Origin of the sequence: Acidovorax soli, assembly GCF_900107605.1 — a bacterium.
Taxonomy (GTDB): Bacteria; Pseudomonadota; Gammaproteobacteria; order Burkholderiales; family Burkholderiaceae_C; genus Acidovorax; species Acidovorax soli.
In genome coordinates, this window is sequence record NZ_FNQJ01000002.1 from 144448 (window position 1) to 162874 (window position 18427).

Genomic DNA, 18427 nt, shown 5'->3' on the forward strand with positions numbered 1-18427 from the left:
TATTTCACTGACAGCTATTACCCACAGAGCATTCGCGCCCCGGCACCACGGACACGGGCATCAGGCCGCGCCGATGTTCGGCACCAGGCCAGGGGTGGGCTGGCCGCTTTTCAGCGCCGCCGTGAAGGCCAGCATGCGGTCAATCGGCAGGCGCGCGCGCGGGATGATGGCCGGGTCCACCTGGATGGCGTTGGCGCCGGTTTCCAGCACCTGGGCCACACCGGCCAGACCGTTCATGGCCATCCAGGGGCAGTGGGCACAGCTTTTGCAGGTGGCGCTGTTGCCGGCGGTGGGCGCCTCGTAGAACAGCTTGCCGGGGTTCAGGGTGCGCAGCTTGTGCATCATGCCGTTGTCGGTGGCGACGATGAATTCGCGCGCATCCATCTCCCGTGCCGCCTTCAGGATGCCCGAGGTCGAACCCACGGCGTCGGCCAAGGCGATCACGTCGGGGGGGCTTTCGGGGTGCACCAGCACCTTGGCAAGCGGGTGCTCTTTTTTGAGCGATTCCAGCTCGAAGGCCTTGAACTCGTCGTGCACGATGCAGGCGCCGTTCCACATCACCATGTCGGCGCCGGTTTCGCGGCGGATGTAGTCGCCCAGGTGCCGGTCGGGTGCCCACAGGATCTTCTGGCCCTGGCCTTTGAGGGCGCGCACGATGTCGAGTGCGCAGCTGCTGGTCACCAGCCAGTCGGCGCGGGCCTTCACGGCGGCGCTGGTGTTGGCATAGACCACCACGGTGCGATCGGGGTGCGCATCACAAAAGGCGCTGAACTCCTCGATGGGGCAGCCCAGATCCAGCGAGCAGGTGGCATCGAGGTCGGGCATGAGGATGGTTTTCTCGGGCGAGAGGATCTTGGCCGTCTCGCCCATGAAGCGCACGCCGCTCACCACCAGCGTCTGCGCGGCGTGGTCGCGGCCAAAGCGCGCCATCTCCAGCGAGTCGCTGACGATGCCGCCGGTTTCCTCGGCCAGGTCCTGCAGGTCGGGGTGCACGTAGTAGTGCGACACCATCACCGCGTTCTTTTCCTTGAGCAGGCGGCGGATCCTGTCCTTGGTGGCCGCGCGCTCTGCCTGCGACAGCTCGGCGGGGACTCGCGCCCAGGCGTGGCGGGTAGTGCACACGCCGCCTTCGGCAGGCTGCTCGTAATCGACTTCCTTGAGGGTGATGGTGGTGTTCATGCCAGCTCCTGCAGGCGCATCGAGAAATCGGTGGCCTTCACGTCCTTGGTGAGGGTGCCAATCGAGATGCGGTCCACGCCGGTTTCGGCCAGTTCGCGCAGGCCCGCCAGCGTGACGCCGCCCGAAATCTCCAGAATGGCGCGCCCGGCGTTGATGCGCACGGCCTCGCGCAGCAGGGGCAGCGGCATGTTGTCCAGCAGCACCATGGTGGCGCCGGCGTCCAGCGCCTCGGCCAGCTGCGCCAGCGTTTCGACCTCGATCTCGATGAACTTCGCCTGTGCGGCCACCTGCTCGGCGGCGCGCAGCACGGCGGTGACGCCGCCGGCGGCGGCAATGTGGTTCTCTTTGATCAGCACGGCATCGTGCAGGCCGATGCGATGGTTGGTGCCGCCGCCCACGCGCACGGCATATTTTTGCGCCAGGCGCAGGCCGGGCAGGGTTTTGCGCGTGTCCACGATGCGGGCCTTGGTGCCAGCCACCGCCTCCACATAGGTGGCAGTCTTGGTGGCCACGGCACTGAGCAGTTGCAGAAAATTGAGCGCCGTACGCTCGGCGCTGAGCAGTGCGCGGGCATTGCCCTCGATTTCGAGCACCACCTGGTCGGGGGCGCAGCGCTGGCCCTCGGCCACGCGCCAGGTCAGCTGCACGGAAGGGTCGAGCGCGCGCAGGGCGGCCTCGGCCCAGGGCGCGCCGCAGATCACGGCGGCTTCGCGTGCCAGGATGCGCGCGCGGGTGCGGCGGGCGGGCGCTATCAGGCCAGCGGTCAGGTCGCCGCTGCCCACGTCTTCGTCAAGGGCGCGTGCCACATCGGCACGGGCCAGGGCGGCCACGGCCGCGTTGCTGAAATCGTCGATCGGAATTGTCATGGGCGGGAGCATAGCGGCATTGGCACGCGCCGCACGGCTGCCCGGGCTTCCCCATGCCCCGGGCATGGCGTGCGCCCTCGCGCCGCTTCATACGGTCTTGCATTCAAGCGGATAACTGGGCGGGAAGCCGCAGACAGTGCTCTAGCACGGCAAGGCGAACCAACTATCGTTTACGTTTGAAGGCAAAACCGTATCAGCGCGCGGGCAGCACCGTGCCCCAGCATTCGCCAAAGCCGATGCGCGCTGCACCGGGCTTTTCGCACCAGCCGCGCAGCACGACCGCGTCACCGTCTTCCAGGTACACGCGCTGCTCTCCGCCGGGCAGCTGCAGCGGGTTCTTGCCGCCGGTGGTCAGTTCGATCAGCGCGCCCGCCTGATCGAGCGTGGGGCCCGACAGGGTGCCGCTGCCCAGCAGGTCGCCGGGCTGCAGGTTGCAGCCGTTGACGGTGTGGTGCGCGAGCATCTGCGCCACGGTCCAGTGGGCGTGGCGGTAGCTGGTGCGGCAGATGCTGGCATCGCCCTGCCCGGCCGCAGCCATGCGCGGCGTGCGCAGGCCCACCTGCAGCTGGATGTCGAACGCGCCCCCCGCGCGGTTGGCGGGGCTGTCGAGGTAGGGCAGCGGCGCGGGGTCGCCCTCGGAGCGGGCAAAGGCCACGCGGTGCGGTGCCAGGGCCTCCAGCGTCACGATCCAGGGCGAGATGGTGGTGGCGAAGTTCTTGGACAGGAACGGGCCCAGGGGCTGGTATTCCCAGGCCTGGATGTCGCGGGCCGACCAGTCGTTGAGCAGGCAGATGCCAAACACATGCTGCTCGGCTTCGGTGATGGGAACGGCGTCGCCCTGGGCGTTGCCCTCGCCCACGAAGATGCCCAGCTCCAGCTCGATATCCAGGCGTTTGCTGGGCACGACCGAGGGTGTCTGCGCACCCGGCGGCAGGGTCTGGCCCTTGGGCCGGGGAAAGGCCTGGCCCGACACGCCAATGCTGGACACCCGCCCGTGGTAGCCGATGGGCACCCAGTGGTAATTGGGCAGCAGCGGGTTGTCGGGGCGAAACTGTTTGCCGATGTTGGTGGCATGGTGCACCGAGGTGTAGAAGTCGGTGTAGTCGCCAATGCGGGCGGGCACGTCGTATTCGGCCCCGGCCTGGGGCACCAGGCAGGCGGCCAGAGCGGCCTGCTGCGGCGCGCCTTCGCGCAAGGCGCGCGACAGTGCCAGGCGCAGCGCGCTCCAGGCTTTGTGGCCCAAGGCCATCAGGGCGTTGAGCTTGTCGCTGGCTGCGGCCTGGGCCGCAACCTGGGCCTCGCCCGAAAGCACGCCCGCAGAGGCCAGCGCCGCCATGTCGATGATCTGGTCGCCAATGGCCACGCCGCCACGCCAGGGCTCGGAGCGCCCCTGGCGGCGAAACACCGCGAACGGCAGGTTCTGGATGGGGAAGTCGGTACCGGGCGCATGGGCCGAGGGCAGCCAGCAGCGCAGCTGCGGGTCGTGGGTTTCGTTCAGAAAGGTCATGGGTGGGGCAAGCAGGTTCGGTGGGACGGGGTTGAGAGCGGGTAACACAACCCAGCGCAGCGGTTCTGGCTAGGCGCTGTGTCGCAGGCAGTACGAGTCGTACGGCAAGACGCGGCAACGACGCCAGAAGGGCTTTGTTAGCCGCTCTTATTGCGCCATGCTGCCGTCGTGCATCCAGGCGGCGTGCTTGGGGGCGCGTCGGGTTTCGCTCCACTCCTGCAGCATCTCCCACTTCACGGCATCGAGCTTGGCGTACATCTCGGGCGTGCCGATGTCGCAGGCCAGCTCCAGGCGGTGGCCGTTGGGGTCAAAGAAATAGATGCTCTTGAAGATGGTGTGGTCGGTGGGGCCGACGACTTCAATGCCGGCTGCTTCCAGGCGGGCCTTGGTGGCGAGCAGCGTGTCCATCGAATCGACCCGGAGCGCCAGGTGCTGCACCCAGCTGGGGGTGTTGTGGTCGCGGTCCATGGGCGGCTGGCCGGGCAGCTCGAAAAACGCCAGCACGTTGCCGTTGCCGGCATCCAGAAACACATGCATGTACGGATCGGGGGCCTTGGTCGAGGGCACTTCGTTTTCTGCGATGGCCAGCACGAATTGCATGTCGAGGTGCTTGACGTACCAGTCCACGGTCTGCTTGGCATCCTTGCAGCGGTAGGCGACGTGGTGAATTTTCTGAACCAGCATGGCGGTCTCCTTGGGGGGCGTGGGGGAAACAAAAATTTCGGGATTTACAGGTCTTGCAAGGCCGCCTGCAGATGGCGGCCAAACGTCTCGGCGTCGCCCAGCGCCTGGGCGTTGAGCAGTGCGAGCTTGACCAGGAACAGCTCGGCCTTGTCGGGGCCGGCCTGGTCGATGGCGGTGGCGAGCTGGTCATAGACCTGCTCCAGCCCGGCGATGCCCAGGGCAGGCTGGCCCGGTACGGGCGTTGGAAACGATGTGGAAGGCTGGGACTGGGACACGGTGCGGTCTCCTTACTGGGGCAGTGCGTGGTTCAGGGCCGCCTGCAGGCGGGTGGCATCGAGCGTGAGCCAGCGGGCGCACACATGCTGGTCGGGGCGCAGCAGGTAGGCGGCCCCGCTGGCGGGCACGCCGTAGCGCGCACGGAAATGGCCATCGGCATCGGCCAGGGTCTGGTCGGCGCCGGCCACGGGGGCGCTGGCCCCCACGGCGGTCAGCCGCAGCGGCACGCCCCGGGCGCGGGCGCTGTTCACGACATCCAGCAGGGCCTCGGGCACGGCGGCAGCCTCGGTGAAATACAGCAGGTCAAAGCCGCCGCCGAGGTGGTCCAGCAGGAAGTCGCTGGCCGACAGGCGGATGTTCTGCGGCGGTGCGCCATGGGCCGGGCCGGCCCTGAACAGGGCGTTGTCGTCGCCGGGGCTGTTGAGCGCCGAATGCGTGTACTCGTGCGGCCGCGAGGTGCGCCAGTGGTAGAGGGGGCGCACGAACGCCTGCGACAGCGACAGCGACAGCACGGCATCGCGCAGCAGCCGAAAGCCCCGCGTGGGCGGCGTCATGAAGCGCGTGCTCTTGCCCGACTCTTCGATGATCTCCCGGGCGGCGCCCACGCGTTCGCGGCTGTAGTTGTCCACCAAGGCGTCGCTGGCGACGCCCTTGATGGCAAAGGCCAGGTGCCAGCCCAGCGACTGCGCATCCTGAAACGCGGTGTTGGCACCACGCACGCCAAAAATCGGCAGCAGGTGGGCCGCGTCGCCGGTGAACAGCACGCGGCCATGGCGGTAGTCGGGCAGCGTCAGCGTGCGGGCCGAATAGACCGAGCTCCAGTCCATCTCCCAGGCCTTGTCGCCGTGGCCGATCTGCGCCAGCAAGGCGTTGATGCGGGCGGCCAGCGCGGCGGGTTGCAGCGCGTCTTCGGGGGTTTCGTTCTCGGGCAGCTGGTAGTCCACGCGCCAGATGCCGTGCGGCTCGCGGTGCATCAGCACGGTGTTGCCGGGGTTCCAGTCGGGGTCGAAAAAGGCCAGGCGCTCGGTGGGCAGCGGCAGGTCGATGCGGATGTCGGCAATCACGAAGCGGCCTTCGTACGAGGCGCCCTCCATCTGCAGCCCCAGCGCGGTCCGGATGCCCGACCGGCCGCCGTCCGCGGCCACCACCCAGTCGGCGCACAGCGTGTAGGGGCCTTCGGGGGTATCGACCTCCAGTGTGGCGCCGCTGGCATCCTGCGCCACCTGCGTGACCTTGTTGCCCCAGCGGAAATCGACCAGCGGCTCGGCCTGGCAGGCGTCATGCAGGTATTCCTCCATGTACTGCTGCTGGATGTTCAGCATGGGGAAAAACCGGTCGTCCGCGTCGTGCGGCGCTTCCATGCGGAACACGCGCTGGCCCCGGTAGTGCGAGTTGCCAAAGCGCCAGGGCAGGCCATTGTCCACCATGCGCTGGGCCACGCCGACCTGCTGCAGGATCTCCAGCGAACGGCGGGTGAACACGATGGCACGGCTGCCCTGCGAGACCTGCAGCTCGGACTCCAGCACCACGCTGGCCACGCCGTGGCGTGCCAGCTCCAGCGCCGTGACCATGCCCGAGGGACCCGAGCCGACGATCGCCACCGGGTGGTTGCCCTGGGCCGGATGCTGCGAGGCCAGCCACGGAGCGTGGACCTGGTAGGGGTAGTAGATGGAAGAGCGCGCTTGCGTGGTGGGCTGGTGCATGGTCGGTCGTGAATCAGAAAAGGAAGGGGCGGCCGGTCAGCCGCGCTCGTTGTGCGCGACCAGGCGGTCGAGCAGCTGGCCCAGCTGGGCCAGCTCGCGGGGCTTCAGGCAGCCAAAGATCTCGCGGTTGCGCCGCACCACGAGCTGGTTGGCGGCCTGCCAGCGCTCGCGGCCCTGCGGCGAGAGCATCAGCACCACGCCACGGCCATCGGCCTCGCTGCCCTGCTTGAACACCAGGCCCTGGTCCACCAGCGCCTGGGCAGCCCGGCTGGCCTGGCTCTTGTTCAGGTTGGACAGGCGCGCCAGGTCCTTGACCGACAGCGGCTCGAAGGTGCCGATGGTGGTCAGGCACCGGCCATCGCTGAGCGACAGGCCTGCCTCGTCCAGATAAGCCTGGTGGCTGACCGGGTCGGACAGCTTGCCCAGGTGGTGGAACCGGTAGGTGAACGAGCGGTTGAGCGGCACCTCGAACGGGTCGGCGGCCACTTCGGCCTGGGGGGCGGTGGAACGGGAGGACCGGGCCATGGGATCAGTCCAGCTTGATGCTGCCGACCTTGATGACCTGGCCCCACTTGGCGCGCTCATCGGCCCAATAGCGGGCCATCTGCTCGGGCGAGCTGGGGATGGACTCCAGGCCCAGCGCCTGCAGGCGAGCCTTCACGGCCGTGCTGTCCATGGCGGCCAGCAAGGCCGCATTGAGCTTGGCGATCACGTCCTTGGGGGTGCCGGCAGGCACCACCAGGCCTTGCCAGGCGTAGGCCTCGAAGCCCTGGAGACCCTGCTCCTGCAGCGTCGGGATGTCCTCGAAGTTCTTGACCCGCTTGGCGCTGGCGATGCCGATGGCACGCAGCTTGCCGGTCGTCACGAACTGGTAGCCGCTGGCCGTGTCCACAAACATGAAGGGCACCTGGCCCGCCACCACATCCTGCACCGCAGGGGCCGCGCCACGATAAGGCACATGGGTGAAGCGGTTGCCGGTTTTCTCGCGGAACAGCTCGGCCGCCAGATGGTGCGGGCTGCCCGGACCGGGCGATGCGTAGTTGGCGGCGTTCTGGGCTTTGGCCCAGGCCAGAAATTCGGGCAGCGTCTTGGCGGGCACCTGCGGGTTGACCACGAGGATCATCGGGAACCGCACCGTGAGGCCGACCGGGGCCAGGTCCTTTTCTGCGCTGTAGCCCAGCCTGGTGTACAGCGACGGGTTGGCCGCCAGCGTGGCGGTGTCGGCGGACATCAGCACATAGCCATCCGCCTTGGCGCGGGCGACGTACTCCGCACCGATGTTGGTGGCCGCGCCGGGCTTGTTGTTGATGATGATGGGCTGGCCCAGCCACTTGCCCATGGACTCGGCCAGCGTGCGGGCCACCACATCGGTGCCGCCGCCAGCAGGGTACGGAACCACCCACTCGACGGTCTTGGAGGGATAGGTCTGGGCCGCCGCAGCCGCGCAGGCCGTGAGCACAGCCAGGGCAAAAAGTCGGCGGGTGGTGGGCAAAAAGTTGCGCATGAAAACCTCGGAATCGGGCAGGATGGGTTGAGCTGGAACAACGACACCAAAACCGCCACCGGGTAAACGCACGCGGCTTTGATCTGGCGCAACAAATGTATTCAATTTGGTTGCGCGCGCAACTAGATATTTACCCTAATGGTTGCAAATGCAACCTGTTACATCAAGCGACCATCCCTTACAGGTGCGGGACCCGGTGCGTTGGGGCGGGCAGGTGAATGACGGGCTCTGTCGGCCGGACAAGACCGGCCAGGCGCCTGGCGGCGTGGACATGGCATAGACTCGCGGCACTTTTTTGCCATGGGACCTTCATGACTGATCCTGCCCAGCTCCAGGCGCCCCCGCACGCCACGCCGTATGGCACGCTGCCGCCCGCATCACCGTTGCCCCTGCGCCGGCCCATCAGCCTGCCGCGCCTGGCGCAGATGCGCGAGGCTGGAGAAAAAATCACCATGCTCACGGCCTACGACGCCACCTTTGCCGCGGTGGCCGATGCGGCCGGCATCGAGTGCATTCTGGTGGGCGACTCGCTGGGCATGGTCTGCCAGGGCCTGCCCAGCACGGTGGGCGTCTCGCTCGACACCATGGCCTACCACACGGCCAGCGTGGCACGCGGCCTGCACCGCGTGCAGGGCACGGCCTGGCTGGTGGCCGACCTGCCCTATGGCAGCTACCACGAGTCCCGCGAACAGGCCCTGCGCAACGCCTGCGTGCTGATGCAGGCCGGCGCGCACATGGTCAAGCTCGAAGGCGGCGGCTGGACGGCGCCCACGGTGGAGTTTCTGGTGCAGCGCGGCGTGCCCGTGTGCGCCCACCTGGGCCTGACGCCGCAAACCGTGCACGCCCTGGGCGGCTACCGCGTGCAGGGCAAGACCGAAGACGCCGCCCGCACCCTGCGCAAGGAGGCGCTGGAACTGCAGGACGCCGGCGCCGCCATGCTGGTGCTGGAGATGGTGCCCGCCGCACTGTCTGCCGAGATCACCGCCGAGCTGCGCCACTGCCACACCATAGGCATCGGTGCGGGCAACGGCACGGCCGGACAGGTGCTGGTGCTGCATGACATGCTGGGCATGAACCTGGGCAAGATGGCCAAATTCGTACACAACTTCATGCAGGACGCCGACAGCGTGCGGGGCGCCATGGAGGCCTATGTGCAGGCCGTCAAGCAGGGCCGCTTCCCCGACAACGCCTTGCACGCCTGGTAAGGCCCCTCTCCCACCCAGATCCCCAAAATGCTCATCGCCCGCTCCATTCCCGAACTGCGCGCCGCCCTGGCCGGCCGCCGCCCCGCCTTCGTGCCCACCATGGGCAACCTGCACGCGGGGCACCTGGCGCTGGTACACCAGGCCCGGCCGCTGGGCGACTGCACCGTGGTCAGCATCTTTGTGAACCGCCTGCAGTTTCTGCCGCACGAAGACTTCGACAGCTACCCGCGCACCTGGGATGCCGACTGCGCCCAGCTGCAGGCCGCCGGCTGCGATGTGCTGTTTGCGCCCCGCGAAACCGACCTCTACCCCGAACCGCAGACCTTCAAGGTGCAGCCCGATCCGCAGCTGGCCGACCCGCTCGAAGGCCAGTTCCGCCCCGGCTTCTTCACCGGGGTGGCCACGGTGGTGATGAAGCTTTTCAGCTGCGTTTTTGGCGCCACCGGCGGTGGCACGGCGGTGTTTGGTCGCAAGGACTACCAGCAGCTCATGGTGATCCGCCAGATGGTGCGCCAGTTTGCACTGCCCATCGAGGTGGTGGCGGGCGAGACCAGCCGCGCCCCTGACGGCCTGGCCCTGAGTTCGCGCAACGGCTACCTCAGCCCGCAGGAGCGCCAGGAAGCCGTGGCGCTGTCGCAGGCGCTGCACCAGCTGTGCGACCGCTGGGTCGCGGCGCAGGCCGCCGGAACGCTGCACCCGGCCGAGCTGGAGCAGCAGGCGCTGGACCAGCTGCGCGCGCGCGGCTGGCTGCCCGACTACCTGGCGGTGCGCCGCCGCCTGGACCTGCAGCCGGCCACGCCAGGTGATGCACCCGGGACGCTGGTGGCCCTGGGCGCCGCCCGGCTGGGGGCCACGCGGCTGATCGACAACCGGGAGTTCTAAACAACGCCCGGCCCTTGGGGTGGCACACCGCCCAGCGGGCGCCGCTGCTGGCGCTGACAGAACAAGGGATAGAAACAGACTGGAGTCAAGACATCCAACCTTGCCAGCCAGCACCTGCGGCAGGTGGTGCGGGCGCCGTCGGCCATCAGGGCATGGGGCGCCGGCCACCACGAATGCCCGGTAAACTTCCACGACCCGGATCAATTGCCTGATCCACCGCACCCCTGCGCCTTTTCCCTGCACCCGGATCACCCCATGTCCAACCCCTTCTCGCCTGCACAACTGTGGTCCCTGGCCGACCAGTTTGGCACCCCGCTGTGGGTGTATGACGCGGCCACCATCCGCCAGCGCATTGCGCAGCTGTCCAACTTCGACACCATCCGCTTTGCGCAGAAGGCCTGCTCCAACATCCACATCCTGGCGCTGATGCGCGCGCAGGGCGTGAAGGTGGACGCGGTCTCGCGCGGTGAGATCCTGCGCGCGCTGGCCGCCGGCTACCAGGCCGGCCAGCAAGGCGACGGGCCGTCGGAGATCGTGTTCACCGCCGACCTGTTCGATGCGGCCACGCTGGCCTGCGTGGTCGAGCATGGCGTGCCGGTGAACGCCGGCTCCATCGACATGCTGCACCAGCTGGGCGCGGCATCGCCAGGGCATGCCGTGTGGCTGCGCATCAACCCCGGCTTTGGCCATGGCCACAGCAACAAGACCAACACCGGCGGCGAGCACAGCAAGCACGGCATCTGGCACACCGACCTGCCGGACGCGCTGGCCGCCATCCGCCAACATGGCCTGAAGCTGGCGGGGCTGCACATGCACATCGGCTCGGGCGTGGACTACCGCCACCTCGAACAGGTGTGCGGCGCCATGGTGGAGCTGGTGCGCACCACGCACTCCGCGGGGCACGACCTGCACGCCATCTCGGCCGGCGGCGGCCTGTCCATCCCTTACCGCGATGGCGATCCGGTGATCGACACCCAGCACTACCACGGCCTGTGGGATGCCGCACGCCAGCAGGCCGAAGCCATCGTGCGCCACCCGCTGGGCCTGGAGATCGAGCCCGGCCGCTTTCTGGTGGCCGAGTCGGGCGTGCTGCTGGGCGAGGTGCGTGCCACCAAGGATGCCGGCAACAACCATTTCATGCTGCTAGACACCGGCTTCAACGAGCTGATGCGCCCCAGCATGTACGGCAGCTACCACACCATGAACGTGCTGCGCCGCGACGGCAGCACGGTTGCGCACCGCCCCAGCGTGGTGGCAGGGCCGCTGTGCGAGTCAGGCGACGTGTTCACGCAGGGCGACGGCGGCGTGGTGCTGCCGCGCAACCTGCCGGATGCCCAGGTGGGCGATCTGCTGGTCATCCACGACGCGGGCGCCTATGGCGCCTCGATGTCCTCCAACTACAACACCCGGCCTTTGACCGCCGAGGTGCTGGTCGATGGCGGCCAGGCCCGCCTGATCCGCCGTCGCCAGACGGTGGAAGAACTGCTGGCGCTGGAGTTGGGGCTGTAAGTCCGCCGGCGCGCTGACCGCCGGTCAGCCAGCGGGTAGGCCAAGCCCTACGCCACGGCGCAACCCAGGCGCACACGGGGCGCGGGCGCACGCCGGTAAGGTCAAGGCATCACTTTGTCGAGGAGATGGTGATGCCTGTCATTCTGTGGTTGCTCGGAGTGCCGCTGTCTGTGCTGCTGTTGCTGATGCTGTTTGGCGTGTTCTGAACACGCACCGGGGGCGCCGGTCGGCAGCGCCCCGCCCGATCAGCGCAGTTCGGAACCCGGATCGCGCCCCATCAGCAGGCCTACGGCATCGGCCGGGGCCAGGCGGCCATCGAGCAGCGCCACCACCGCCTGGGTGATGGGCATGTCCACACCGAGCCCGGCAGCACGCTGGGCCACGGTGCGGGCGCAGTACACGCCCTCGGCCACATGGCCCAGTGAATCCACCGCCTGCTGCAGGCTCTGGCCCTGCGCCAGCAGCAAGCCCACACGGCGGTTGCGCGACAGGTCGCCCGTGGCAGTGAGTACCAGGTCGCCCATGCCCGACAGCCCCATGAAGGTGTCGGGCCGCGCGCCCAGCGCCACGCCCAGGCGGGTCATTTCGGCCAGGCCGCGCGTGATGAGGGCCGCGCGCGCATTCAGCCCCAGGTTCAGCCCATCGCACAGGCCGGTGGCAATGGCCAGCACGTTTTTCACCGCACCGCCCACCTCCACGCCCACGATGTCGTCGTTGGCATACACCCGCAGGCTGGGGCTGTGAAAGGCGGCCACCAGCGCATCGCGCACCACGGCGTGCCGGCTGGCCGCCACCAGCGCCGTGGGCTGGCCGCGCGCCACCTCTTGTGCAAAGCTGGGGCCGCTGAGCACGCCAGCTATCAAATCAGGAGCAACCTGCGCACACACCTCGTGCGCCAGCAGCCCAAAAGACCCTGCATCGGCGGATGCCACCGCTTCGAAACCCTTGCACAGCCAGGCCACGGGGGCCGTGCAGCCGCGCAGGGCACGCAGCATGGCGCGCAGCGCCGCCATGGGCGTGGCCACGATGACCAGATCGGCCGAGCACGCCAGCGCCAGCGGGTCGGCACCCGATACCGCGAGCGCGGGGGGAAAAGCAATGCCCGGCAGGTAGCGTGCATTCTGGCGCTGCGCCTGCATGTCGGCCACCTGCTGGCCATCGCGCGCCCACAGCGTGACGGCATGGCCGCCCGGTTGCCGGGCAGCCCCCATGGCCAGTGCCGTGCCCCAGGCACCTGCACCAAGTACGACTATGTTCATAGCTGCTTGCGCTTATGCATCAAGCGCCAGAGGCCAAAATGGCCTCTGAACCGCATCACTGGGTGATGATGGGCGAAGGTTCGCCGGCGGCCTGGGCCTGCTGCTGCTCGTACATGGCCTGGAAGTTGATTTCTGCCAGGTGCACGGGCGGGAAGCCCGCGCGGTTCACGATGTCGGCCACGTTGCCGCGCAGGTAGGGGTACACGATCTGCGGGCAGGCGATGCCCATGATGGGGCCCATCTGGTCTTCGGGGATGTTGCGGATCTCGAAAATTCCGGCCTGCTTGGCCTCGACCAGGAACACGGTCTTGTCCTTGACCTTGGTCTGCACCGTGGCGGTGACGGCGACTTCAAAGATGCCTTCGGCCACGGGGGTGGCTTCCACGCCGAGCTGGATGTCCACGCTGGGCTGCTCCTGTTCGAGCAGGATGCCGGGCGAATTGGGCTGCTCCAGGGACATGTCCTTGAGGTAGACGCGCTGGATCTGGAACACGGGGTTTTCTTGATCGGCCATGGTGAAGTCTCTCTGCTCTAACAAAATTTCAGCAAAACAAAACCCGCCGGGGAGCAGCTCCCGCAGCGGGCACATGGGCTTGCATTATGCAGCGCCCGGGTAACCGATCAGGCGGCGCCCAGCAGGGGCATCAGCCCGCCGCGGCCGTCGAGCGCCACCAGATCGTCGTGCCCACCCACATGGGTGTCACCGATGAAGATCTGGGGCACCGTGCGGCGGCCGGTGATCTCCATCATGTGGCTGCGTGCTGCGGGGTCGGTGTCGATGCGGACCTCTTCGATCTGCTCGACGCCCTTGGCCTTGAGTATCTGCTTGGCGCGGACGCAATAGGGGCAGACGGCGGTGGTGTACATCTTTACGGGTTGCATGGCGGTCCTTCCTGTTTTTTCCTGTAGGGCAACAAAACCAGTCAAAAGCCTGTCGGCTATCGCATAACTGGGGGCAATTCAGGATTTTTCTACCGGCAGGCTGGCCTCGCGCCAGGCCTTGAGGCCACCGGCCATGGCCTGGGCGTTGTCGTAGCCGAGCTTCTTGGCCATGGCCACGGCACGGTTGGCGCGGGCGCCGCTGGCACACACCAGCACCAGCGGCAGGGCCTTGTTCTTCACCAGCGTGGGCAGGCGCTCTTCGAGCTGGCCCAGCGGCACATTCTTGGCGCCGCCCACATGGCCGGCAGCGAACTCTTCGGTCTCGCACACGTCGATGACCACGGCTTTCTCCCGGTTGATGAGCTGCACGGCCCGCGCGGGCGTGAGCGATCCACCACTGGCGTTCTTGAGCAGCGGCCACAGCAACATGCTGCCCGAAGCGAGTGCCACGAGGACCAGATACCAGTTGTCGATAACGAATTTCACGAAGATTCCTTGGGTTGGCAAACCGCGTAATTCTAAAATGTATGGTTTTGACCCGCTTTCCCTAGGGACACCATGCACAAACTCGTTCTGATCCGACACGGCGAATCCACCTGGAACCTTGAAAACCGCTTCACCGGCTGGACAGACGTTGACCTGACGCCCACCGGGGTGTCGCAGGCCATGTCGGCCGGCAAACTGCTCAAGGCCGAAGGCTACGAATTCGACCTGGCTTTCACCAGCGTGCTCAAGCGCGCCATCCACACCCTGTGGTACGCGCTCGATGAAATGAACTGCACCTGGCTGCCCGTGGTGAAGGACTGGCGCCTGAACGAGCGCCACTATGGCGCCCTGCAGGGCCTGAACAAGGCCGACATGGCCAAGCAGTACGGCGACGAGCAGGTGCTGGTGTGGCGCCGCAGCTATGACACGCCCCCGCCAGCACTGGAAGCCACCGACCCCCGCAGCGAGCGCAGCGACCGCCGCTATGCCGGCGTGGCGGCCGAGAACGTACCCCTGACCGAGTGCCTGAAAGACACCGTGGCCCGCGTGCTGCCGTTCTGGAACGAGGCCATGGCACCCGCCATCCGCTCGGGCAAACGGGTGGTGGTGGCGGCGCACGGCAACTCCATCCGCGCGCTGGTGAAGTACCTGGACAACATCTCCGAGACCGATATCGTGGGCCTGAACATTCCCAACGGGATTCCGCTGGTATATGAGCTGGACGCCGACCTCAAGCCCATCCGCCACTACTATCTGGGCGATGCCGAGGCCGCTGCCAGGGCTGCGGCCGCCGTGGCTTCACAGGGCAAGGCGTGAAGTCGGCGTAAAGCCGGGCAAAAACCCGAAAAATCCTGCGAAAGCAAGTACCCGCGCGGAACTGCAGCGGGCGCGGCCCTTCCAAAGTTGTATATTGAAACGAAGCGGTAAAGGTGTTCTATGGGCCACAAACTCAAAATTGCAGGGTGGGTGTCGATCGGCGTGGTGGCTGGAGCGCTGACCACGGTGTCCCTGCAGACGGTGGCGCGCGGCGCCATGGCGCCTTTGCCGCTGGAAGAAATCCAGCAGCTGTCCGCTGTGTTCGGCCTGGTCAAGACCGATTACGTCGAACCGGTGGATGACAAAAAGCTCATCACCGACGCCATCTCGGGCATGGTCGCCAGCCTGGACCCGCACTCGCAGTATTTCGACAAGAAGTCCTTCAAGGAATTCCGCGAAGGCACCTCGGGCCGCTTTGTGGGCGTGGGCATCGAGATCACGCAGGAAGACGGACTGATCAAGATCGTCTCGCCCATCGAGGGCTCTCCCGCCTTTCGCGCCGGGCTCAAGACCAACGACCTGATCACCAAGATCGACGAAACCGCCGTCAAGGGCCTGTCGCTCAACGACGCAGTCAAGAAGATGCGCGGCGAGCCCGCCACCAAGGTCACGCTCACCATCTTCCGCAAGGACGAAAGCCGCACCTTCCCCGTCACCATCACGCGGGAAGAGATCAAGACCCAGTCGGTCAAGGGCAAGCTCCTGGAGCCGGGCTATGGCTGGGTACGGCTGTCGCAGTTCCAGGAACGCACGGTGGATGACTTCGTGCGCAAGGTCGAGGAAATCTACAAGCAGGACCCGCAGCTCAAGGGCCTGGTGCTCGATCTGCGCAACGACCCCGGTGGCCTGCTCGATGCGGCCGTCGCGATCTCGGCGGCATTCCTGCCGGCCAACGTCACCGTGGTCAGTACCGACGGCCAGCTGGCCGAAAGCAAGGCCACCTACAAGGCCGCGCCCGAGTTCTACCAGCGCCGCAGCAGCGGCGACCCGCTCAAGCGGCTGCCTGCAGCGCTCAAGACAGTGCCGCTGATCGTGCTGGTGAACGAAGGCTCCGCCTCGGCCAGCGAGATCGTGGCCGGTGCCCTGCAGGATCACAAGCGCGCCACCATCATGGGCAGCCAGACGTTTGGCAAGGGCTCGGTGCAGACCGTGCGCCCCCTGGGTCCGGACACCGGCCTCAAGCTCACCACGGCCCGCTACTACACGCCCAGCGGCAAGTCGATCCAGGCCAAGGGCATCGTGCCCGACGTGATGATCGACGAGTCGGAAGAAGGCAATGTGTTTGCCGCACTGCGCATGCGCGAGGCTGACCTCGACAAGCACCTGGGCAGCGGCCAAGGCGCGGAACAAAAGGACGAGGCCCGCGAAAAAGCCCGCGAAGAAGCCCGCAAGCGCCTGGAGGAAGAAGCCAAGAAGCCGGTGGCGGAACGCAAGATCCCCGAGTTCGGCTCCGACAAGGACTTCCAGCTGACGCAGGCCCTGAACCAGTTCAAGGGCCGCCCCGTGCTGGTCAGCAAGACGCTGACCGAACGCAAGGAAGAAAAGAAAGAGAACTGAGACAGTTCTGCTGCCACCGAGGCCGGGCTTCCAGCGAAGCCCGGCCTTTTTCACGCGCCACGCTCCCGCACACACCATGACCGACGACCAGCTCCTGCGCTACTCCCGCCACATCCTGCTCGACGAGGTTGGCATCGAAGGGCAGGAGCGCATCCTGGCCAGCCATGCCCTGATCATCGGCGCGGGGGGCCTGGGCTCGCCGGCGGTGCTGTTCCTGGGGTCGGCCGGTGTCGGGCAGATCACGCTGGTCGATAACGACGTGGTGGACCTGACCAACCTGCAGCGGCAGATTGCCCACACCACCGCCCGTGTGGGGCAGCCCAAGGTGGCGTCGGCGGCGCAGGCCATCACGGCCATCAACCCGGAGGTTCGGGTCACGGCGCTGCAGGCGCGCGCGGATGCCGCCCTGCTCGACACGCTGGTGCCCCAGGCCACCGTGGTGCTGGACTGCAGCGACAACTACGCCACGCGCCACGCGATCAACGCCGCCTGTGTGCGGCATGGCAAGCCCCTGGTGGCCGGGGCCGTGATCCGCTTTGACGGGCAGATCACCGTGGTGGACCCGCGCGATGCGGTCTCGCCGTGCTATGCCTGCGTGTTCCCGCCCGATGCCGCTTTCGAAGAGGTGCAGTGCTCTACCATGGGGGTGTTTGCACCGCTGGTTGGCGTGGTGGGTGCCATGCAGGCCGCCGAGGCGCTGAAACTGCTGTCCGGCGCGGGGCCCTCGCTGGCGGGGCGCCTGCTCATGCTCGATGGTCGCGCCATGGAGTGGAGCACCATGCACCTGAACCGGCACCCCCACTGCCCGGTGTGCGCGGCGTTGAAGTAAGAAACGTCCTACGCCCTCAGCCTGTGGTGGCTGGCAGAATTGCCGCACCGCCCCCGTTAAATTAACGGCTCGACCCCAGCACATCCGCACCGGTCGCACCCATGGATCAGGCTGTGAAACTGCGTACCTACATTGTTGAAGACAACGCCACGATTCGGGAAAATCTGATCGGAACGCTGGAGGAACTCGCCTGCGTGGAGGCGGTCGGCGCCAGCGCCACCGAAGACGAAGGCAAGGAGTGGCTGACCGCCCACAGCGCTCAGTGGGATCTGGCGATCGTGGATCTGTTCCTGCGCCAGGGCAGTGGCCTCGGTGTGCTGGCGGCATGCCGGGCCCGCCAGCCGGGCCAGAAAATGGTGGTCCTGAGCAACTATGCCACCCCCGATGTGCGCATGCGCTGCGCGCAGCTTGGCGTGGATGCGGTGTTCGACAAGTCCAACGAAATCGACGCCCTGGTGGACTACTGCATCGAGCACAGCAGCAAGGCACACAGCGCAGCGGATCAGCAGCCCCGGCCGGACATGCCGTGAAGCCCCTTGCCCTGCGCAAACCGTGCCGGGGCGGCGTTGACAAGGCACGGCCACCGCGGGACCAGCGCTGCCCGCGCAGCCAACGGGGCCGGGGGACCCGCCCTTCAGTCGATCAGCCGGTTTTTCAGCGCGTAATAGGTCAGATCGCTGTTGGACGAGAGCGCCATCTTTTCCATGAGCCGCGTGCGGTAGGTGCTCACGGTCTTCACGCTCAGCGACAAGTCCTTGGCGATGTCTCCGGCGGTTTCGCCCTTGGCCAGTTTCAGGAACACCTGGAATTCCCGCTCCGACAACTGCTCATGCGGCGGCGCATCGTCCTTGCGGTTCAGTTGCTGCGCCAGCAGCTCGGCAACGGCGGGCGTGAGATAGCGCCGCCCCAGCGCAATGGTGCGAATGGCCTCGACGATCTCGGAAGGCTCGCACTCCTTGTTGAGGTAACCGCTGGCACCCTGGCGGATCAGGTTGATGGCGTAATGCTCTTCGGGATAGCCACTCAGGATGAGAATGCCCATGTCGGGCGCCTTCGCACGCAGCATGGCCAGCGCATCCAGCCCGCTCTGGCCCGGCATGGACAGGTCCATCAGCAACACGTCTATTTCATGGTTGCGCACGAGATCGATGGCTTCGCGGCCGTTGCCCGCCTCGCCCTCCACGCGAAAGTCGACATGCTCCGACAGAAACTGCCGCAGCCCGGTACGAACAATCGCGTGGTCATCCACAATACCGATCTTGATCATGAGCTTCTTTCAGGGA

The 18427-nt window shown here is 67.0% G+C and carries 20 protein-coding genes; 7 read left to right on the top strand and 13 right to left on the bottom strand.

Annotated elements, in window-relative coordinates; all coding sequences use genetic code 11:
• Positions 1–60: 60 nt before the first annotated feature.
• The 8 genes from nadA to BLW02_RS02450 form a co-directional block, all read right to left on the bottom strand.
• On the bottom strand, positions 61–1179 hold the full coding sequence (nadA, locus tag BLW02_RS02415) for a quinolinate synthase NadA (RefSeq protein WP_092696845.1): 1119 nt from the start codon (positions 1177–1179) through the stop codon (positions 61–63).
• Positions 1176–2045, bottom strand: a complete 870-nt coding sequence (gene nadC, locus BLW02_RS02420) for a carboxylating nicotinate-nucleotide diphosphorylase (protein ID WP_092696846.1) — start codon at positions 2043–2045, stop codon at positions 1176–1178. Before nadC ends, nadA begins: the two co-directional genes overlap by 4 nt.
• Positions 2046–2238: 193 nt before the next feature.
• Positions 2239–3552 carry a fumarylacetoacetase gene (gene fahA / locus BLW02_RS02425; RefSeq protein ID WP_092696847.1) on the bottom strand — a complete coding sequence of 438 codons (1314 nt, stop codon included), beginning with the start codon at positions 3550–3552 and terminating at the stop codon, positions 2239–2241.
• 147 nt (positions 3553–3699) lie between these two features.
• On the bottom strand, positions 3700–4236 hold the full coding sequence (locus BLW02_RS02430; protein WP_092696848.1) for a VOC family protein: 537 nt from the start codon (positions 4234–4236) through the stop codon (positions 3700–3702).
• A gap of 44 nt (positions 4237–4280) precedes the next feature.
• Positions 4281–4511, bottom strand: a complete 231-nt coding sequence (locus BLW02_RS02435; RefSeq protein WP_244273598.1) for a DUF2783 domain-containing protein — start codon at positions 4509–4511, stop codon at positions 4281–4283.
• A gap of 12 nt (positions 4512–4523) precedes the next feature.
• A complete protein-coding gene (locus BLW02_RS02440) occupies positions 4524–6215 on the bottom strand; it encodes an FAD-dependent monooxygenase (RefSeq protein WP_092696849.1) in 1692 nt (563 codons plus the stop codon).
• Between the two features lie 36 nt (positions 6216–6251).
• The gene (locus tag BLW02_RS02445) at positions 6252–6740 is read right to left on the bottom strand and encodes a MarR family winged helix-turn-helix transcriptional regulator (protein ID WP_092696850.1); all 489 of its coding nucleotides are present in this window, start codon (positions 6738–6740) and stop codon (positions 6252–6254) included.
• Between the two features lie 4 nt (positions 6741–6744).
• Positions 6745–7719 carry a Bug family tripartite tricarboxylate transporter substrate binding protein gene (locus tag BLW02_RS02450; RefSeq protein WP_092696851.1) on the bottom strand — a complete coding sequence of 325 codons (975 nt, stop codon included), beginning with the start codon at positions 7717–7719 and terminating at the stop codon, positions 6745–6747.
• A gap of 311 nt (positions 7720–8030) precedes the next feature.
• On the opposite strand from BLW02_RS02450, the gene panB reads away from it, so the two are divergent.
• From panB to lysA, 3 genes are all read left to right on the top strand, one after another.
• Complete coding sequence (gene panB, locus BLW02_RS02455; protein ID WP_092696852.1) at positions 8031–8924, top strand: 3-methyl-2-oxobutanoate hydroxymethyltransferase; 894 nt, start codon at positions 8031–8033, stop codon at positions 8922–8924.
• 27 nt (positions 8925–8951) lie between these two features.
• Positions 8952–9806 (top strand): pantoate--beta-alanine ligase, encoded by an 855-nt coding sequence (panC, locus tag BLW02_RS02460; protein ID WP_092696853.1) that lies wholly within the window; start codon positions 8952–8954, stop codon positions 9804–9806.
• A gap of 255 nt (positions 9807–10061) precedes the next feature.
• Positions 10062–11315 carry a diaminopimelate decarboxylase gene (gene lysA, locus BLW02_RS02465; RefSeq protein ID WP_092696854.1) on the top strand — a complete coding sequence of 418 codons (1254 nt, stop codon included), beginning with the start codon at positions 10062–10064 and terminating at the stop codon, positions 11313–11315.
• A 245-nt stretch (positions 11316–11560) separates the two neighbouring features.
• Here lysA and BLW02_RS02470 read toward each other — a convergent pair whose 3' ends face one another.
• From BLW02_RS02470 to BLW02_RS02485, 4 genes are all read right to left on the bottom strand, one after another.
• On the bottom strand, positions 11561–12574 hold the full coding sequence (locus BLW02_RS02470; RefSeq protein WP_092696855.1) for an NAD(P)H-dependent glycerol-3-phosphate dehydrogenase: 1014 nt from the start codon (positions 12572–12574) through the stop codon (positions 11561–11563).
• A 55-nt stretch (positions 12575–12629) separates the two neighbouring features.
• A complete protein-coding gene (gene secB, locus BLW02_RS02475) occupies positions 12630–13088 on the bottom strand; it encodes a protein-export chaperone SecB (RefSeq protein ID WP_026434713.1) in 459 nt (152 codons plus the stop codon).
• Between the two features lie 107 nt (positions 13089–13195).
• Complete coding sequence (gene grxC, locus BLW02_RS02480; RefSeq protein WP_092696856.1) at positions 13196–13456, bottom strand: glutaredoxin 3; 261 nt, start codon at positions 13454–13456, stop codon at positions 13196–13198.
• Between the two features lie 78 nt (positions 13457–13534).
• Entirely contained in the window at positions 13535–13942 is a 408-nt protein-coding gene (locus BLW02_RS02485; protein ID WP_092696857.1) for a rhodanese-like domain-containing protein, read from the bottom strand.
• Positions 13943–14014: 72 nt separating this feature from the next.
• Here BLW02_RS02485 and gpmA point away from each other — a divergent pair, with 72 nt between their 5' ends.
• From gpmA to BLW02_RS02505, 4 genes are all read left to right on the top strand, one after another.
• On the top strand, positions 14015–14758 hold the full coding sequence (gene gpmA / locus BLW02_RS02490) for a 2,3-diphosphoglycerate-dependent phosphoglycerate mutase (protein ID WP_092696858.1): 744 nt from the start codon (positions 14015–14017) through the stop codon (positions 14756–14758).
• Between the two features lie 120 nt (positions 14759–14878).
• Entirely contained in the window at positions 14879–16315 is a 1437-nt protein-coding gene (locus BLW02_RS02495) for a S41 family peptidase (protein ID WP_092696859.1), read from the top strand.
• A gap of 76 nt (positions 16316–16391) precedes the next feature.
• Entirely contained in the window at positions 16392–17144 is a 753-nt protein-coding gene (locus BLW02_RS02500; RefSeq protein ID WP_092696860.1) for a HesA/MoeB/ThiF family protein, read from the top strand.
• A gap of 113 nt (positions 17145–17257) precedes the next feature.
• Positions 17258–17674 carry a response regulator gene (locus tag BLW02_RS02505; RefSeq protein ID WP_092696997.1) on the top strand — a complete coding sequence of 139 codons (417 nt, stop codon included), beginning with the start codon at positions 17258–17260 and terminating at the stop codon, positions 17672–17674.
• 104 nt (positions 17675–17778) lie between these two features.
• Here BLW02_RS02505 and BLW02_RS02510 read toward each other — a convergent pair whose 3' ends face one another.
• Positions 17779–18411: a response regulator gene (locus BLW02_RS02510; protein ID WP_092696861.1), complete on the bottom strand. Its 633-nt coding sequence runs from the start codon at positions 18409–18411 to the stop codon at positions 17779–17781.
• Positions 18412–18427: the final 16 nt, after the last annotated feature.

Bases quoted from the DNA above. Each gene is read 5' to 3' on its own strand.
- lysA (WP_092696854.1), top strand. From the start codon at position 10,062: ATGTCCAACCCCTTCTCGCCTGCACAACTGTGGTCCCTGGCCGACCAG.
- BLW02_RS02440 (WP_092696849.1), bottom strand. From the start codon at position 6,215: ATGCACCAGCCCACCACGCAAGCGCGCTCTTCCATCTACTACCCCTAC.
- BLW02_RS02510 (WP_092696861.1), bottom strand. From the start codon at position 18,411: ATGATCAAGATCGGTATTGTGGATGACCACGCGATTGTTCGTACCGGG.
- BLW02_RS02470 (WP_092696855.1), bottom strand. From the start codon at position 12,574: ATGAACATAGTCGTACTTGGTGCAGGTGCCTGGGGCACGGCACTGGCC.
- gpmA (WP_092696858.1), top strand. From the start codon at position 14,015: ATGCACAAACTCGTTCTGATCCGACACGGCGAATCCACCTGGAACCTT.
- panB (WP_092696852.1), top strand. From the start codon at position 8,031: ATGACTGATCCTGCCCAGCTCCAGGCGCCCCCGCACGCCACGCCGTAT.
- BLW02_RS02495 (WP_092696859.1), top strand. From the start codon at position 14,879: ATGGGCCACAAACTCAAAATTGCAGGGTGGGTGTCGATCGGCGTGGTG.
- fahA (WP_092696847.1), bottom strand. From the start codon at position 3,552: ATGACCTTTCTGAACGAAACCCACGACCCGCAGCTGCGCTGCTGGCTG.
- panC (WP_092696853.1), top strand. From the start codon at position 8,952: ATGCTCATCGCCCGCTCCATTCCCGAACTGCGCGCCGCCCTGGCCGGC.
- BLW02_RS02430 (WP_092696848.1), bottom strand. From the start codon at position 4,236: ATGCTGGTTCAGAAAATTCACCACGTCGCCTACCGCTGCAAGGATGCC.
- secB (WP_026434713.1), bottom strand. From the start codon at position 13,088: ATGGCCGATCAAGAAAACCCCGTGTTCCAGATCCAGCGCGTCTACCTC.
- BLW02_RS02445 (WP_092696850.1), bottom strand. From the start codon at position 6,740: ATGGCCCGGTCCTCCCGTTCCACCGCCCCCCAGGCCGAAGTGGCCGCC.
- nadA (WP_092696845.1), bottom strand. From the start codon at position 1,179: ATGAACACCACCATCACCCTCAAGGAAGTCGATTACGAGCAGCCTGCC.
- BLW02_RS02500 (WP_092696860.1), top strand. From the start codon at position 16,392: ATGACCGACGACCAGCTCCTGCGCTACTCCCGCCACATCCTGCTCGAC.
- BLW02_RS02450 (WP_092696851.1), bottom strand. From the start codon at position 7,719: ATGCGCAACTTTTTGCCCACCACCCGCCGACTTTTTGCCCTGGCTGTG.
- nadC (WP_092696846.1), bottom strand. From the start codon at position 2,045: ATGACAATTCCGATCGACGATTTCAGCAACGCGGCCGTGGCCGCCCTG.
- grxC (WP_092696856.1), bottom strand. From the start codon at position 13,456: ATGCAACCCGTAAAGATGTACACCACCGCCGTCTGCCCCTATTGCGTC.